General features: G+C 53.2%; 10 protein-coding genes. 5 read left to right on the top strand and 5 right to left on the bottom strand.

From position 1 onward, the window contains the following. Nucleotides 1-223 precede the first annotated feature (223 nt). Both tal and tkt read left to right on the top strand, forming a co-directional pair. Nucleotides 224-1,174, top strand: coding sequence for a transaldolase (tal, locus tag J1G48_RS06255; RefSeq protein WP_001072447.1), 951 nt, complete (start codon nucleotides 224-226; stop codon nucleotides 1,172-1,174). A 19-nt stretch (nucleotides 1,175-1,193) separates the two neighbouring features. After that, on the top strand, nucleotides 1,194-3,194 hold the full coding sequence (tkt, locus tag J1G48_RS06250) for a transketolase (protein ID WP_000087335.1): 2,001 nt from the start codon (nucleotides 1,194-1,196) through the stop codon (nucleotides 3,192-3,194). Nucleotides 3,195-3,256: 62 nt separating this feature from the next. On the opposite strand, the gene J1G48_RS06245 is transcribed toward tkt, so the two are convergent. The 3 genes from J1G48_RS06245 to nudK all read right to left on the bottom strand — a co-directional run bounded on the left by J1G48_RS06245 (nucleotide 3,257) and on the right by nudK (nucleotide 5,358). After that, nucleotides 3,257-3,487: a hypothetical protein gene (locus J1G48_RS06245; RefSeq protein ID WP_000700635.1), complete on the bottom strand. Its 231-nt coding sequence runs from the start codon at nucleotides 3,485-3,487 to the stop codon at nucleotides 3,257-3,259. A gap of 127 nt (nucleotides 3,488-3,614) precedes the next feature. After that, on the bottom strand, nucleotides 3,615-4,658 hold the full coding sequence (locus J1G48_RS06240) for a DUF1176 domain-containing protein (RefSeq protein WP_001270671.1): 1,044 nt from the start codon (nucleotides 4,656-4,658) through the stop codon (nucleotides 3,615-3,617). Nucleotides 4,659-4,782: 124 nt separating this feature from the next. Further along, complete coding sequence (gene nudK / locus J1G48_RS06235; RefSeq protein ID WP_000084037.1) at nucleotides 4,783-5,358, bottom strand: GDP-mannose pyrophosphatase NudK; 576 nt, start codon at nucleotides 5,356-5,358, stop codon at nucleotides 4,783-4,785. 203 nt (nucleotides 5,359-5,561) lie between these two features. On the opposite strand from nudK, the gene pbp4b reads away from it, so the two are divergent. Further along, on the top strand, nucleotides 5,562-6,860 hold the full coding sequence (gene pbp4b / locus J1G48_RS06230; RefSeq protein ID WP_000673284.1) for a penicillin binding protein PBP4B: 1,299 nt from the start codon (nucleotides 5,562-5,564) through the stop codon (nucleotides 6,858-6,860). Nucleotides 6,861-7,308: 448 nt separating this feature from the next. Here pbp4b and aegA read toward each other — a convergent pair whose 3' ends face one another. After that, on the bottom strand, nucleotides 7,309-9,270 hold the full coding sequence (gene aegA / locus J1G48_RS06225; RefSeq protein ID WP_001078928.1) for a formate-dependent uric acid utilization protein AegA: 1,962 nt from the start codon (nucleotides 9,268-9,270) through the stop codon (nucleotides 7,309-7,311). A 185-nt stretch (nucleotides 9,271-9,455) separates the two neighbouring features. Here aegA and narQ point away from each other — a divergent pair, with 185 nt between their 5' ends. Both narQ and acrD read left to right on the top strand, forming a co-directional pair. Further along, nucleotides 9,456-11,156: a nitrate/nitrite two-component system sensor histidine kinase NarQ gene (gene narQ / locus J1G48_RS06220; protein WP_000216812.1), complete on the top strand. Its 1,701-nt coding sequence runs from the start codon at nucleotides 9,456-9,458 to the stop codon at nucleotides 11,154-11,156. Nucleotides 11,157-11,340: 184 nt separating this feature from the next. Further along, entirely contained in the window at nucleotides 11,341-14,454 is a 3,114-nt protein-coding gene (gene acrD / locus J1G48_RS06215; RefSeq protein WP_001263083.1) for a multidrug efflux RND transporter permease AcrD, read from the top strand. Between the two features lie 101 nt (nucleotides 14,455-14,555). On the opposite strand, the gene ypfM is transcribed toward acrD, so the two are convergent. After that, nucleotides 14,556-14,615 carry a protein YpfM gene (gene ypfM, locus J1G48_RS06210; RefSeq protein ID WP_001386977.1) on the bottom strand — a complete coding sequence of 20 codons (60 nt, stop codon included), beginning with the start codon at nucleotides 14,613-14,615 and terminating at the stop codon, nucleotides 14,556-14,558. Between the last annotated feature and the right edge of the window lie 132 nt (nucleotides 14,616-14,747).

The following is a 14,747-nucleotide window of genomic DNA, read 5'->3' as shown; positions in this document are numbered from 1 at the left end:
GCCGCACATTATCACCGTACTGCGCAACACAAACTTTGAAGGTCTGCAAACTATCACGACGCGGCGCAAGAGTTTGTTATCAACTTATAACGGCCATGTTACCTGCTTATACCAGCAATACCATGCCTGTCTGCTATGCTTTTTGGTTATGTAGTGTATCAATCTTTCAGAAGTGTGAATCAACACACTCATCTAACACTTTACTTTTCAAGGAGTATTTCCTATGAACCAGCTAGACGGCATCAAACAATTCACTACCGTCGTCGCCGATAGCGGCGACATCGAGTCCATCCGCCACTACCAGCCGCAGGATGCCACGACAAATCCCTCTTTACTGTTAAAAGCCGCCGGGCTTGAGCAGTATGGTCATTTGATTGAGGATGCGATTGCCTGGGGGAAAAAACACGGCGGTACGCAGGAACAGCAGGTTGCGGCAGCCAGCGATAAACTGGCGGTTAATTTTGGCGCGGAAATACTGAAAAGTATTCCCGGTCGCGTCTCCACTGAAGTCGACGCGCGGTTATCGTTCGATAAAGAAAAAAGTATCGAGAAAGCGCGCCATCTGGTGGATCTCTACCAGCAGCAGGGTGTTGATAAATCACGCATTCTGATCAAGCTCGCCGCGACCTGGGAAGGTATCCGCGCCGCCGGGCAGCTCGAAAAAGAGGGTATTAATTGCAACCTGACGTTGTTGTTCTCTTTTGCCCAGGCGCGCGCCTGCGCCGAAGCGGGCGTCTATTTGATCTCTCCGTTCGTGGGCCGAATTTACGACTGGTATCAGGCGCGTAGTCCGCTGGAGCCGTATGTCGTGGAGGAAGATCCCGGCGTGAAATCGGTACGCAATATCTACGATTACTTTAAACAGCATCGCTATGAAACCATCGTGATGGGGGCAAGTTTCCGCCGTACTGAGCAAATCCTCGCGCTAACCGGCTGCGATCGACTGACTATCTCCCCTAACCTGCTTAAAGAGCTGAAAGAAAAAGAAGAACCGGTGATCCGTAAACTGGTGCCTTCCTCGCAGATGTTCCACCGTCCTACGCCAATGACGGAAGCGGAGTTCCGCTGGGAACATAATCAGGACGCGATGGCCGTAGAGAAGCTGTCGGAAGGTATCCGTCTTTTTGCCATTGACCAGCGCAAACTGGAAGACCTGCTTGCCGCCAAACTATAAACCTTGCATGGAGTGATTTATGTCCCGTAAAGACCTTGCCAATGCGATTCGTGCGCTGAGCATGGATGCCGTTCAAAAAGCCAATTCCGGGCACCCCGGCGCGCCGATGGGGATGGCGGATATCGCTGAAGTGCTATGGAACGATTTTCTTAAACATAACCCCACCGATCCAACCTGGTATGACCGTGACCGTTTTATCCTTTCCAACGGTCACGCCTCCATGCTGCTCTATAGTCTGCTGCATTTAACCGGTTATGACCTGCCGCTGGAGGAGTTAAAAAACTTCCGTCAACTGCACTCTAAAACGCCAGGTCACCCGGAGATTGGCTATACGCCCGGCGTTGAAACCACCACCGGACCGCTGGGCCAGGGGCTGGCGAATGCCGTCGGGCTGGCGATTGCCGAGCGTACGTTAGGCGCACAGTTCAACCGGCCGGACCATGAGATTGTCGACCACTACACCTATGTCTTTATGGGCGACGGCTGTCTGATGGAGGGGATCTCGCATGAGGTGTGTTCGCTGGCTGGTACGCTGGGACTGGGCAAACTGATCGGCTTTTACGATCACAACGGCATCTCCATTGATGGCGAAACCGAAGGCTGGTTTACCGACGATACCGCCAAACGTTTTGAAGCCTACCACTGGCATGTCGTATATGACATTGACGGGCACGATCCGGAGGCGGTGAAAAAAGCCATTCTCGAAGCCCAGAGCGTAAAAGATAAACCTTCGCTAATTATCTGTCGGACGGTGATAGGTTTTGGCTCGCCGAATAAAGCCGGGAAGGAGGAGTCGCACGGCGCGGCGCTGGGCGAAGAAGAGGTGGCGCTGACTCGCCAGAAGCTGGGATGGCATCATCCGGCGTTTGAGATCCCAAAAGAAATTTACCGCGCGTGGGATGGCCGTGAAAAAGGCGAGAAAGCGCAGCAGCAGTGGCAGGAAAAGTTTGCTGCTTATGAGAAGGCTTATCCTGAGCTGGCCGCGGAGTTTACCCGCCGGATGAGCGGCGGACTGCCGGAGGCATGGGAATCCGCCACGCAAAAATTTATTAACGACTTGCAGGCTAATCCGGCCAAAATCGCCACCCGTAAAGCATCGCAAAATACGCTCAATGCCTACGGTCCCCTGTTGCCGGAACTGTTGGGCGGATCGGCGGATCTGGCGCCGAGCAACCTGACTATCTGGAAAGGTTCGACCTCGTTGAAAGAGGATCCGGCAGGTAATTATATTCACTATGGCGTGCGCGAATTCGGCATGACCGCCATTGCCAACGGCATCGCCCATCACGGCGGCTTTGTACCGTATACCGCCACGTTTCTGATGTTTGTCGAATATGCGCGTAACGCGGCGCGTATGGCGGCCTTAATGAAAGCCCGGCAGATTATGGTCTATACCCACGACTCCATCGGTTTAGGCGAAGATGGCCCGACGCACCAGGCCGTGGAACAACTGGCGAGCCTGCGCTTAACGCCAAACTTCAGCACCTGGCGTCCCTGCGATCAGGTTGAGGCGGCGGTCGGCTGGAAGCTGGCCATTGAACGTCAGCACGGGCCGACGGCGTTGATTCTCTCGCGGCAAAATCTGGCGCAGGTGGAACGCACGCCGGAACAGGTGAAAGCAATTGCCCGCGGCGGTTATATTCTGAAAGATAGCGGCGGCAAGCCGGATATCATTCTGATCGCTACCGGATCGGAAATGGAAATTACCCTCCAGGCGGCGGAAAAATTGACTGGCGAGGGGCATAACGTTCGCGTGGTGTCGTTGCCTTCAACGGATATTTTCGATGCGCAGGACGAGGCATATCGCGAATCTGTGCTACCGGCGCACGTGACCGCCCGCGTCGCGGTGGAAGCCGGTATAGCCGACTACTGGTATAAATATGTTGGCCTAAAAGGCGCAATTATCGGCATGACGGGATACGGTGAATCCGCCCCGGCTGACAAACTGTTCCCGTATTTTGGCTTTACCGTGGAAAATATTGTAGAAAAAGCCCGCCGGGTGCTGAACATCAAAGGCTAAGGCGAGCGTTAGCAACACAGACTTTGCACAGTCTGCAGACCTGTTCTGTAGGCTGTGCAAAATTACTTCGTAGACTCAGGCGCATCTGACTGCCCGATGACGACCTCATCAATGGATTTATGGCACATCAGGCAAAAGGCCTTTTTTTTATGCGCCTGCAATGTTGAATCCCACGCCGCTGATCCACCTTCTTTATTCACTTTTTCTCTTATCGCCGCCAGCCGATCTATTTCATAATAAGCGCTCAGGCAGCCACAATGGGGGCATAATACGGGGCCATTATTTATTTTCATACTATTTCCTGCTGTGGTGAGGCTATCGGGTAAAGTAACAATCCTACCGTAACGTAGCAATCTCTATACCATAAATGAAACCTCAATAGGTGTATCCCTATTCTGAAAAGGGGATAACAACCAGGATTCAACGCGTGATCCACAGCGTAGGCCAGGCATCCGGCCCGTGCCAGCTATCGCAGCTCGGTTCTTCGGCATAACGCACCAGACGAAAACGATCGCCATCATAACGCCAGCGCGTCTGGATACCGCAGTCGGTTAACCCCCGCCCTTTCGCCAACGTCACCAGTTCACGCGTTTTCTCGTCAAAGAAGGCGTTCATCAACTCCATGTCATTACTTTCGACGCCGCGATTAAACGGCAGCCGCAAACGTACGGCGCGCGAGACGAGCGTTTTTTTGCGTGAAACTACCCAGGCGAGATCAATAGTGTTATAGGCGCCGGCTTCGCAGTTAACAATCAATAACGCTTTATCATCCGTCAACGCGCTGACCTGCGTCTCGCGACGCAGCGGGTCAAGCGAACAACGAATGCCGTTTACCCGCCATGCTGCGTAGTCCAGCAGATCGTCGCGTTCTTCCTCACTCAGCGGTACGGGCGTTGGATTAATCACGGCGATCCCCTTTAATGCCGGTGCCGGGGGCACGCTGAGAGGCGGTTCGTTTCCTTTTTCAATCCAGGCGGTTTCGCTGCCCACACGTTTTTGTTGCGCGTCGATAAACAGTAATGCCGCTTTTAATCCCGCCAGCGAAAGCGTCTGAACGCCGTTTTTTAAGGTGATGGCCTGCGCATCCTGAATCGTCTGTAAAAATGCGGTGATGGTGGCAGGATCGCCGGTCATGAGATGCCAGGGCGACACGCGCCAGTGTGGACTGTTGAACGAAAGCGGTTTGCCATCCAGCAATAAGCGAGGCGCAATTGCGGCTTCTTTAGCGTCGGGCGGCGCCAAACCGCCACGATCGATACGCAGTACCGCATCGGTACGCGCCCCGGCGCTGCGGCTTAATGTCATCACCAGCCCATGATGTTCGCCAGTATTGCGCGCTACGCAAAAATTTTGGTTATTGCAGGTGACCTGCCAGTCGGAAAAAGTCCGTTGCGCTGGCGCAGCCCACAGTAGCTGGACCGGCAACAGGCCAAACAGACAAAAAAGAATAACGCGGTAGCGCATGAACGGAACAACCCCAGATTCAGAACAACACAGCTAAGGCGGTATCTTCCTTGCGCGCCTCAGGGTTCTCAATCAGATTTATCGGATTGGTCTTTTTTGTGTAAAGAAATATATTTCTTTTTTTTCAGTCCATTAGATGAGACGTCTGTAAATAGTTAAGCAATAACACGGTCTTACCGTCCCGAATCTCGCCTGAGCGCACCATTTCCAGCGCCCGGGAAAACGGCAGTTCAAGCACCTCAATCTCTTCGTCCTCCACGCCGCCGCCGATGCTGGCACGCTCGCTATCATGATATTCGGCAATGAAGAAATGAATCAGCTCCGTGACGCCGCCTGGCGACATATACAGCTCAAATATCTTGCGTACCTCACCAACGTCATACCCTGTCTCTTCAATGGCCTCTTTACGGATACAGACCTCCGGCTCGTCGTTATCAAGCAGGCCAGCGCAGGTTTCAATTAACATACCGTCTTGATTACCATTGACCCATGTCGCCACGCGAAACTGGCGAACCAGAACCACGGTTTTTTTAGTTGAGTTGTAAAGCAGAATGGTTGCGCCATTCCCGCGATCGTAAACCTCACGCTTGTGACGGATAACCTCGCCATTACGACGGGTCAGGTCATAGGTAATGTTGCGCAGAGTAAAATAATTATCAGAAAGAATTTTATCCTTAATAAGCGTAATGGTTTGCGACATGCTGGCTCCAGGGTGTAAAAAGAGCATTAATATTACGCCGTGAGGTCGGTTTTGTCTGCTGAAGGGTTAATCCTTAATGCCGACTGAACGGATGTACAGCCATATTTTTCTGTCACTGCCATGACCATATTCTGCTTCTCCGGGCCGCAGAGTCCATGCTCGCGATATGATTTGACGGCCGGAGTGAGACTGAGGGAATCATCATGAAATTTACTCTCGTTGCGACGGTTCTACTGACGTTTTCCCTTTCAGCTTTTGCCGTTGAGTATCCGGTATTGACCATCGCGAGCCCTGATCAGGTGGGGTTTGATAGCCAAAAACTTCACCGACTTGATGGCTGGATTCAAAATCAAATTGATGCCGGATATCCCAGCATCAATCTTCTGGTGATAAAAGATAATCATATTGTTCTACAAAAAGCCTGGGGCTATGCCAAAAAATATGACGGTTCCACGCTGTTAGCCCATCCCATTCGGGCGACCACTAACACGATGTATGATCTGGCTTCAAACACAAAAATGTATGCCACTAATTTCGCATTGCAAAAACTAGTGTATGAAGGAAAAATAGATGTCAATGATTTGGTATCAAAATATATCCCCGGCTTTAAGGATATGCCTGGGGATAAAATAAAAGGCAAAGATAAACTCCGCATTATTGATATTCTTCATCACGTCGCGGGCTTTCCTGCCGACCCACAATATCCCAATAAAAACGTCGCCGGTAAATTATTTTCACAGAGTAAAAGCACTACTCTGGAGATGATTAAAAAGACACCGCTGGAATATCAACCTGGGTCGAAGCATATCTACAGCGACGTGGATTATATGATTCTTGGTTTTATCATTGAATCGATAACGGCAATGCCATTAGATCGCTACGTCGAAACCACCATTTATAAACCGCTCGGATTAAAACATACCGTCTTTAACCCGCTGATGAAAGGCTTCACGCCGCCGCAAATCGCCGCAACGGAACTACACGGCAATACGCGTGACGGCGTGATTCATTTCCCCAATATTCGCACCAATACACTATGGGGCCAGGTGCATGACGAAAAAGCCTGGTACTCAATGGGCGGCGTTTCAGGACACGCCGGACTGTTTTCTGACACCCATGATATGGCTGTGTTAATGCAAGTCATGCTCAATGGGGGCGGCTACGGTAACCTGAAGCTATTCGACGACAAAACGGTTGCGCAGTTTACTCGCCACTCGCCAGAAGATGCTACCTTTGGTCTGGGGTGGCGCGTTAACGGCAACGCCTCAATGACCCCAACGTTCGGGGTATTAGCCAGTCCGCAAACGTATGGACATACCGGATGGACCGGAACGCTGACGTCTATCGATCCGGTTAATCATATGGCGATTGTTATTTTAGGTAACAGGCCGCACTCGCCGGTAGCAAATCCTAAAGTGAACCCGAATGTTTTTGTCAGTGGATTATTACCTGCGGCGACGTATGGCTGGATTGTTGACCAGATATATGGTTCCTTAAAATAAAAATTAAGAGCCTATCTCTGTAGGCGTTATTGGCGCAGCCAGTTTGGACACGGACAGCGCGCAAAAACCGGAGCGTACACGTAGTACGTGAGGTTTGACTCGCTACGCTCGCCCTTCGGGCCGCCGCAAGCGGCGTTCAAAACGCTAATGCGTTTTGGCGAGCACTGCCCAGGTCCAAAATGGCAAGTAAAATAGCCCTAATGGGATAGGCTCTAAGAAGGGATTCTGATAGCGTCCCTTCCTTCAATTTACACTCTATTTTCAATACTAAGATTGGCCTCATCAGGCCTGTTAAACGTCGACCCGACGGGAAAATGTTTATCGCAGGGCGTTCAGCCCTGCGAGCGTCAACATTTCTGCAAACGGAGTAAGGTTAGCCAATAAGTTTAAGATTTTTTATCACTCAATCATTTAACCGTTCCAGGCCTTAACCGGCCTACAAATACGCTTATTTAGCTAACCAGTCGAGTATCCCCTGCGCAGCATGTCGGCCTTCTGCCATCGCCGTCACCACCAGATCGGCGCCGCGCACCGCATCGCCGCCGGCGAAAATTTTCGGGTTGGACGTCTGGTAACGAAACTCGCTCTCGACGCTGGCGGCAATACGTCCCCAGTTATCCACCTTCACGCCATGCGATTCGAGCCACGACATACCATGCGGATGAAAACCAAACGCCATAATGACCGCATCCGCCGGCATCACGAACTCGCTGTCCGGTACAGGTACCGGGCGGCGTCGCCCCTGACCATCCGGTTCGCCAAGCCGCGTACGCAAAAAGCGAATACCGCTGGCGCGCCCGTGCGTATCCAGCACCAACTCAACCGGCTGAACGTTAAATTCAAAGTTCGCGCCCTCTTCCCGCGCGTTTTTCACCTCTTTTTTCGACCCCGGCATATTGGCCTCATCGCGGCGATAAGCGCAGGTGACGTTAGCAGCGCCATGACGCAGCGCCGTACGTACGCAGTCCATTGCGGTGTCACCGCCGCCCAGCACAACCACGTTAAGGCCCGCAGTATCAATAAACGGCTCGTCAGGCAACGCCGGAAGCCCCATCACCTGTTTGGTATTGGCGATGAGGAATGGCAACGCATCATATACCCCCGGCGCATCTTCATTCGGTAAATCAGCCTTCATGGAACGATAGGTTCCAACCCCAACAAAGACGGCGTCATAACTCTCCAGCAGCGTCTCCAGAGAAATATCTTTCCCTACTTCGCAGTTAAGCTCGAAACGAATCCCCATCGCGCTGAAGATTTCCCGACGGCGCGCCAGCAGAGATTTATCCAGTTTGAAAGCCGGAATACCAAAGGTGAGTAAACCGCCGATTTCCGGATGGCGATCGTAGACGGTGGCGCTTACGCCATGGCGCGCCAGCACGTCAGCGCAGGCAAGACCTGCCGGCCCCGCGCCGATAATCGCCACGCGCTTATCGCTCTTCTGTACGTCCGACAGGTCGGGACGCCAGCCTTTGCTCAGAGCGCGATCGGAGATATAGCGCTCAATGTTGCCGATGGTAACCGCGCCATACTCATCGCGGAGTGTACACGCGCCTTCGCATAGCCGGTCCTGCGGACAGACGCGCCCGGTAATTTCCGGCAGACAGTTGGTCTGGTGGGAAAGCTCTACCGCCGCATCAATATCGCCGGCTTTCACCAGTTCGATCCACTGGGGAATATGGTTATGCAGCGGACAGGTCCATTCGCAGATACTGTGTTCCCCGCATGTGAGGCAGCGGGCCGCTTCACGCTCCGCCTGCGCGGCGCGAAACGGCAGATAAATTTCCTCAAAGGTGGTTTTACGCGCTTCAATCGCCAGTTTATCCGGTTCGCCGCGCGGCGGCGTCGCCTGCATACGCTCGACTTTGCTGCTTGCTGTCCCACTGTGTTGTGTATCCACGGTATGCCAGGGGCGAATCTCCTGCCGGGCGGTACGCAGCCGTCGCGTTTTAGCCAGACGGGTCAACGAGTCTTCGGTGACCAGTTGCAGCGCATCCGCCGGGCAATTTTCCACACAGGCCGGACCCTGTTCACGTCCCTGACACAGATCGCATTTATGCGCGCTGGCTTTGAACTGGTTTGGCGCGACGGGCGTCAATACCATCTGCATGGTGCCGAATGGGCAGGCGACGACGCAGGATTTACAGCCGATACACTTCTGCGCATTGACCTGCACGCTGTCGTTAATATGCGCGATTGCGCCGTTCGGACAGCTACGGGCGCAGGGCGCATCTTCGCAATGGTGACATGTAACCGCGCTGCGCTGGCGCTGATGTTTGATGACAGTAATTCGGGGCTGATAGCGCTGTGGCGTCAGGACATGTCGCTCATCATTGTGAGCCATTACGCAGGCGACCTCGCAGGCATGGCAGCCCAGACACTGCTGGCTATTGGCCATAATAAAACGATTCATGGCATCCTTCTGTTTTGGTTGTAAAAACCTTATTCTTTATATGAGCATTGTTATTAACTGACGAAGGCGGGGTCGGCAATGTTCATCTGCCCAGGAAGCACAACTATCTGTCCAGAACCTGTGGCAGATCAATTTATTTCAAAGCAAATGCAATTGCGATTCAGCTAAATGCGGGGAGTGCCAGCGTGACGGTTAAACGCCCGGTCTCAGCCAGTCTGGCTAAGGCTTTTTTCTATATTGTGCTGTTGTCTATTCTGTCCACCGGCAGCGCATTACTGACGCTGACCAGCAGTTTACGGGATGCCGAAGCGATCAATATCGCCGGTTCGCTACGAATGCAGAGCTATCGGCTGGGTTACGATCTGCAAAGCCGTAGCCCGCAGATTAATGCGCATCGTCAACTTTTCCAGCACGCGCTCAACTCGCCGGTACTGCAAAATCTCAACGCCTGGTATGTGCCGCAGGCGGTGAAAACTCGCTACGCGCGCCTGCACGCCAACTGGCTGGAGATGAATAGCCGCCTACAGGACGGCGACATTGCCTGGTATCAGACCAATATCAACAATTACGTCGATCAAATTGATCTCTTCGTTCTGGCATTACAGCATTACGCCGAGCGTAAAGTCATGCTGGTCGTCGCCATATCGCTGGCGGGCGGTATCGGCATATTTACGCTGGTCTTTTTTACCCTACGACGTATTCGCCAGCAGGTCGTTCGCCCGCTGAATCAACTGGTCACCGCCAGTCAGCGAATTGAACATGGTCAGTTCGCCCCGCTGCCGCTGGATACCAGCTTACCCAATGAGCTGGGATTGTTGGCGAAAACGTTTAGTCAGATGTCGAGCGAGCTGCATAAACTTTATCGTTCGCTGGAAGCCTCGGTGGAAGAAAAAACGCACGATCTGCACGAAGCGCACCGCCGCCTGGAGGTGTTATACCAGTGCTCCCAGGCGCTGAATACCAGCCAAATCGACGTCCACTGTTTTCGCCATATTTTGCAAATTGTCCGTGAACATGACGCCGCCTGGTATCTGGAGTTAACCGTGGGCGATAACTGGCGGATTAGCGAAGGCATGCAAAGCCCCGACCTGCCGATGCAAATGCTGCCAGTGACGATGCAGGACACGGTCTATGGCGAACTCCACTGGCAAAGCCCCAACGTTAATGCCTCTACGCCGCTGCTGAACAGCGTCTCCACGATGCTGGGGCGTGGTTTGTACTTTAATCAGGCGCAAAAACACTTCCAGCAACTTTTGTTAATGGAAGAGCGCGCGACGATTGCCCGTGAGCTACACGATTCGCTGGCGCAGGTACTTTCTTATTTACGTATTCAGTTAACGCTTTTGAAGCGCGCTATTCCTGAGGATAACGCCGGCGCGCAAAGCATCATGGCGGATTTTTCCAGAGCGCTGAACGACGCCTACCGTCAGCTTCGCGAGCTACTCACCACGTTCCGTCTGACGTTACAGCAGGCCGATTTACCCTCCGCATTGCATGAGATGCTGGAAGATTTACAGAGTCAGACTCCGGCCAAACTCACGTTGGATTGCCGTTTACCCACGCTGGCGCTGGATGCGCAAATGCAGGTGCATTTATTGCAAATTGTGCGTGAAGCGGTCCTGAACGCCATTAAACACGCCAACGCGAGCGAAATCGCCGTGAGCTGCGTCACCGCGCCTGACGGCGATCATACCGTTTATATTCGCGATAATGGCATTGGTATCGGCGAACCGCATGAGCCTGCCGGACACTATGGTCTGAATATAATGCGTGAGCGCGCGGAGCGCCTTGGCGGCACGCTGAATTTTTCGCAACCCTCCGGCGGCGGCACACTGGTCAGTATCAGTTTTCGCTCCTCCAACAAGGAAGAGAGTCAGTTAACGTAAAGAACGGCAAATCGCCGGAAGGCCAGATGTCAGGCTTTCCGGCGTTGGCACAAAAAGTATGCTGTAAAAGCGCATGATAATTTACATTATCTCCTTTATTTCTCCACGTTTGGCTCGTAGCTTGCCGCTACAGTGAAGCAGTTCAAATCTATAACGATATGTAGAAACACGAGGTTCCCCTTTAATGGCGAATTTTTTTATCGATCGCCCCATTTTTGCCTGGGTGCTGGCTATCCTGTTGTGTCTGACAGGGGCGTTAGCCATTTTTTCTTTACCTGTTGAACAATATCCCGATCTGGCACCGCCCAACGTACGTATTACCGCGAATTATCCGGGAGCGTCGGCGCAAACGCTGGAAAATACCGTAACCCAGGTTATTGAGCAGAATATGACGGGCCTCGATAATCTGATGTACATGTCATCACAAAGTAGCGGCACCGGACAGGCGACCATCACCCTGAGCTTTATTGCGGGAACCGATCCTGATGAGGCGGTTCAGCAGGTGCAAAACCAGTTACAGTCCGCGATGCGTAAACTGCCGCAGGCGGTACAGGATCAAGGCGTCACGGTACGCAAAACGGGCGATACCAATATTTTGACCATCGCTTTCGTCTCTACCGACGGTTCTATGGACAAGCAGGATATCGCCGACTACGTCGCCAGTAATATTCAGGACCCGCTCAGCCGCGTCAACGGCGTCGGCGATATTGACGCTTATGGTTCACAGTACTCTATGCGTATCTGGCTCGATCCGGCCAAATTGAATAGTTTTCAGATGACCACGAAAGACGTGACCGATGCGATTGAGTCGCAGAATGCGCAAATCGCCGTCGGGCAGCTTGGCGGTACGCCTTCGGTCGACAAGCAGGCGCTGAACGCCACCATTAATGCGCAGTCACTGCTGCAAACGCCGCAACAATTTCGCGATATCACCCTGCGCGTTAATCAGGACGGTTCCGAGGTCAAACTGGGCGATGTCGCCACCGTGGAGCTGGGGGCGGAAAAGTATGACTACCTCAGCCGTTTTAACGGCAATCCGGCTTCCGGTCTTGGCGTTAAGCTGGCTTCCGGCGCGAACGAAATGGCGACCGCGAAGCTGGTGCTGGATCGCCTCAACGAGCTGGCGCAGTACTTCCCTCACGGCCTGGAATACAAGATCGCGTATGAAACCACCTCCTTTGTCAAAGCCTCGATTATCGATGTGGTCAAAACGTTGCTGGAGGCTATCGCGCTGGTTTTCCTGGTGATGTACCTGTTCCTGCAAAACTTTCGCGCCACGCTGATTCCGACGATCGCCGTGCCGGTAGTATTAATGGGCACCTTCTCCGTGCTTTACGCGTTCGGCTACAGTATTAACACATTAACCATGTTCGCGATGGTGCTGGCAATCGGGCTCCTGGTCGACGATGCCATCGTGGTGGTGGAAAACGTCGAACGTATCATGAGCGAAGAAGGGCTCACGCCGCGTGAAGCGACGCGCAAATCCATGGGACAAATCCAGGGGGCGCTGGTCGGTATCGCGATGGTGCTGTCTGCGGTATTCGTGCCGATGGCGTTCTTTGGCGGTACCACCGGGGCAATTTATCGTCAGTTTTCTATTACCATTGTCTCGGCAATGGTGCTGTCGGTGCTGGTCGCCATGATCCTGACACCGGCGCTGTGCGCAACGTTATTAAAACCGCTGCACAAAGGCGAGCAGCACGGGCAACGCGGATTTTTCGGCTGGTTTAACCGTACCTTCAATCGTAATGCCGAACGTTATGAGAAAGGCGTAGCGAAAATTTTGCATCGCAGCCTGCGCTGGATTCTGATTTATGTTCTGTTGCTTGGCGGAATGGTGTTCCTGTTTTTGCGCCTCCCCACCTCCTTTCTGCCGCAAGAAGATCGGGGCATGTTCACTACGTCTATCCAGCTACCGAGCGGCTCTACGCAACAGCAGACCCTGAAAGTTGTTGAAAAGGTTGAAAACTATTACTTCACCCATGAGAAAAACAACATTATGTCGGTCTTCTCGACGGTCGGTTCCGGCCCTGGCGGGAACGGGCAAAACGTCGCGCGCATGTTTGTTCGCTTGAAAGACTGGGACGCGCGCGATCCCACCACCGGCTCCTCGTTCGCCATTATTGAGCGGGCGACAAAAGCATTTAACCAGATTAAAGAAGCTCGCGTCTTCGCCAGCAGCCCGCCGGCAATTAGCGGTCTGGGCAGCTCCGCCGGTTTTGATATGGAATTACAGGATCACGCCGGAGCAGGCCATGACGCGCTGATGGCCGCACGAGATCAACTCATTGAGCTGGCCGGGAAAAACAGTTCCTTGACCCGCGTGCGCCACAACGGCCTGGACGACAGCCCGCAACTGCAAATTGATATTGACCAACGAAAAGCGCAGGCGCTGGGCGTATCGATTGACGATATCAACGACACCCTGCAAACAGCCTGGGGATCGAGCTACGTCAACGACTTTATGGACCGGGGCCGCGTGAAGAAGGTCTATGTTCAGGCCGCAGCGAAATATCGTATGTTGCCGGATGATATTAATCTTTGGTATGTCCGTAACAAAGATGGCGGCATGGTCCCCTTCTCCGCCTTCGCCACCTCGCGCTGGGAAACCGGCTCGCCGCGTCTGGAACGCTATAACGGCTATTCGGCGGTAGAAATTGTCGGAGAGGCCGCGCCGGGAGTCAGTACCGGGACTGCGATGGATGTCATGGAGTCGTTGGTGCATCAGCTACCGGGCGGTTTTGGCCTGGAATGGACAGCCATGTCTTACCAGGAACGGCTCTCCGGCGCGCAGGCGCCCGCGCTGTACGCTATTTCGCTATTAGTCGTCTTCCTGTGTCTGGCGGCATTGTATGAAAGCTGGTCGGTGCCCTTCTCGGTGATGCTGGTTGTGCCGCTCGGCGTCATTGGCGCGCTACTCGCTACCTGGATGCGCGGGCTGGAAAACGATGTTTACTTCCAGGTGGGGCTGTTGACCGTTATCGGCCTCTCGGCGAAAAACGCGATTCTGATTGTGGAATTCGCCAACGAAATGAATCAGAAGGGACACGCGCTGTTAGACGCCACGCTGTACGCCAGCCGCCAGCGCCTGCGACCGATACTGATGACTTCGCTGGCGTTTATCTTTGGCGTATTGCCGATGGCCACCAGCACCGGGGCAGGCTCGGGTAGCCAACATGCTGTCGGAACCGGCGTGATGGGGGGAATGATCTCAGCAACCATTCTGGCTATCTTCTTTGTACCCCTGTTTTTCGTGCTGATACGCCGCCGCTTCCCGCTGAAGCCGCGCCCGGAATAAGCTCCCGGCCAGCCTGATACGAGGTGTCGGGCACAAAAAAGGCGACTTTCGTTGAGTCGCCTTTTCTTATCCCCTATGGGAGCGCGGTGCCTTCCAGGCATTTATTTACGAAGCATGACTTCGATAAAATCTTTCCAGTTCCCCAGTTCACGTTCAATCATAATAGCCTCTCTTATTATTATGGGTATTCTACGTAGTTAGCGGTATAGAGAGAAGTTCATTTAACCGATTGTTGCGATATCCTCTGGTTATGCTGTCTATGATATTACTATGGCGCTGTAGCCGTAAATTTT

The organism is Salmonella sp. SAL-020 (assembly GCF_017372215.1).
GTDB classification, from domain to species: domain Bacteria; phylum Pseudomonadota; class Gammaproteobacteria; order Enterobacterales; family Enterobacteriaceae; genus Salmonella; species Salmonella enterica.
This window is presented reverse-complemented; position numbering and strand designations above follow the sequence as displayed.

What these genes read in the sequence shown, in the direction of transcription:
- tal (WP_001072447.1), top strand. Translation starts at nt 224, where the DNA reads ATGAACCAGCTAGACGGCATCAAACAATTCACTACCGTCGTCGCCGAT.
- tkt (WP_000087335.1), top strand. Translation starts at nt 1,194, where the DNA reads ATGTCCCGTAAAGACCTTGCCAATGCGATTCGTGCGCTGAGCATGGAT.
- J1G48_RS06245 (WP_000700635.1), bottom strand. Translation starts at nt 3,487, where the DNA reads ATGAAAATAAATAATGGCCCCGTATTATGCCCCCATTGTGGCTGCCTG.
- J1G48_RS06240 (WP_001270671.1), bottom strand. Translation starts at nt 4,658, where the DNA reads ATGCGCTACCGCGTTATTCTTTTTTGTCTGTTTGGCCTGTTGCCGGTC.
- nudK (WP_000084037.1), bottom strand. Translation starts at nt 5,358, where the DNA reads ATGTCGCAAACCATTACGCTTATTAAGGATAAAATTCTTTCTGATAAT.
- pbp4b (WP_000673284.1), top strand. Translation starts at nt 5,562, where the DNA reads ATGAAATTTACTCTCGTTGCGACGGTTCTACTGACGTTTTCCCTTTCA.
- aegA (WP_001078928.1), bottom strand. Translation starts at nt 9,270, where the DNA reads ATGAATCGTTTTATTATGGCCAATAGCCAGCAGTGTCTGGGCTGCCAT.
- acrD (WP_001263083.1), top strand. Translation starts at nt 11,341, where the DNA reads ATGGCGAATTTTTTTATCGATCGCCCCATTTTTGCCTGGGTGCTGGCT.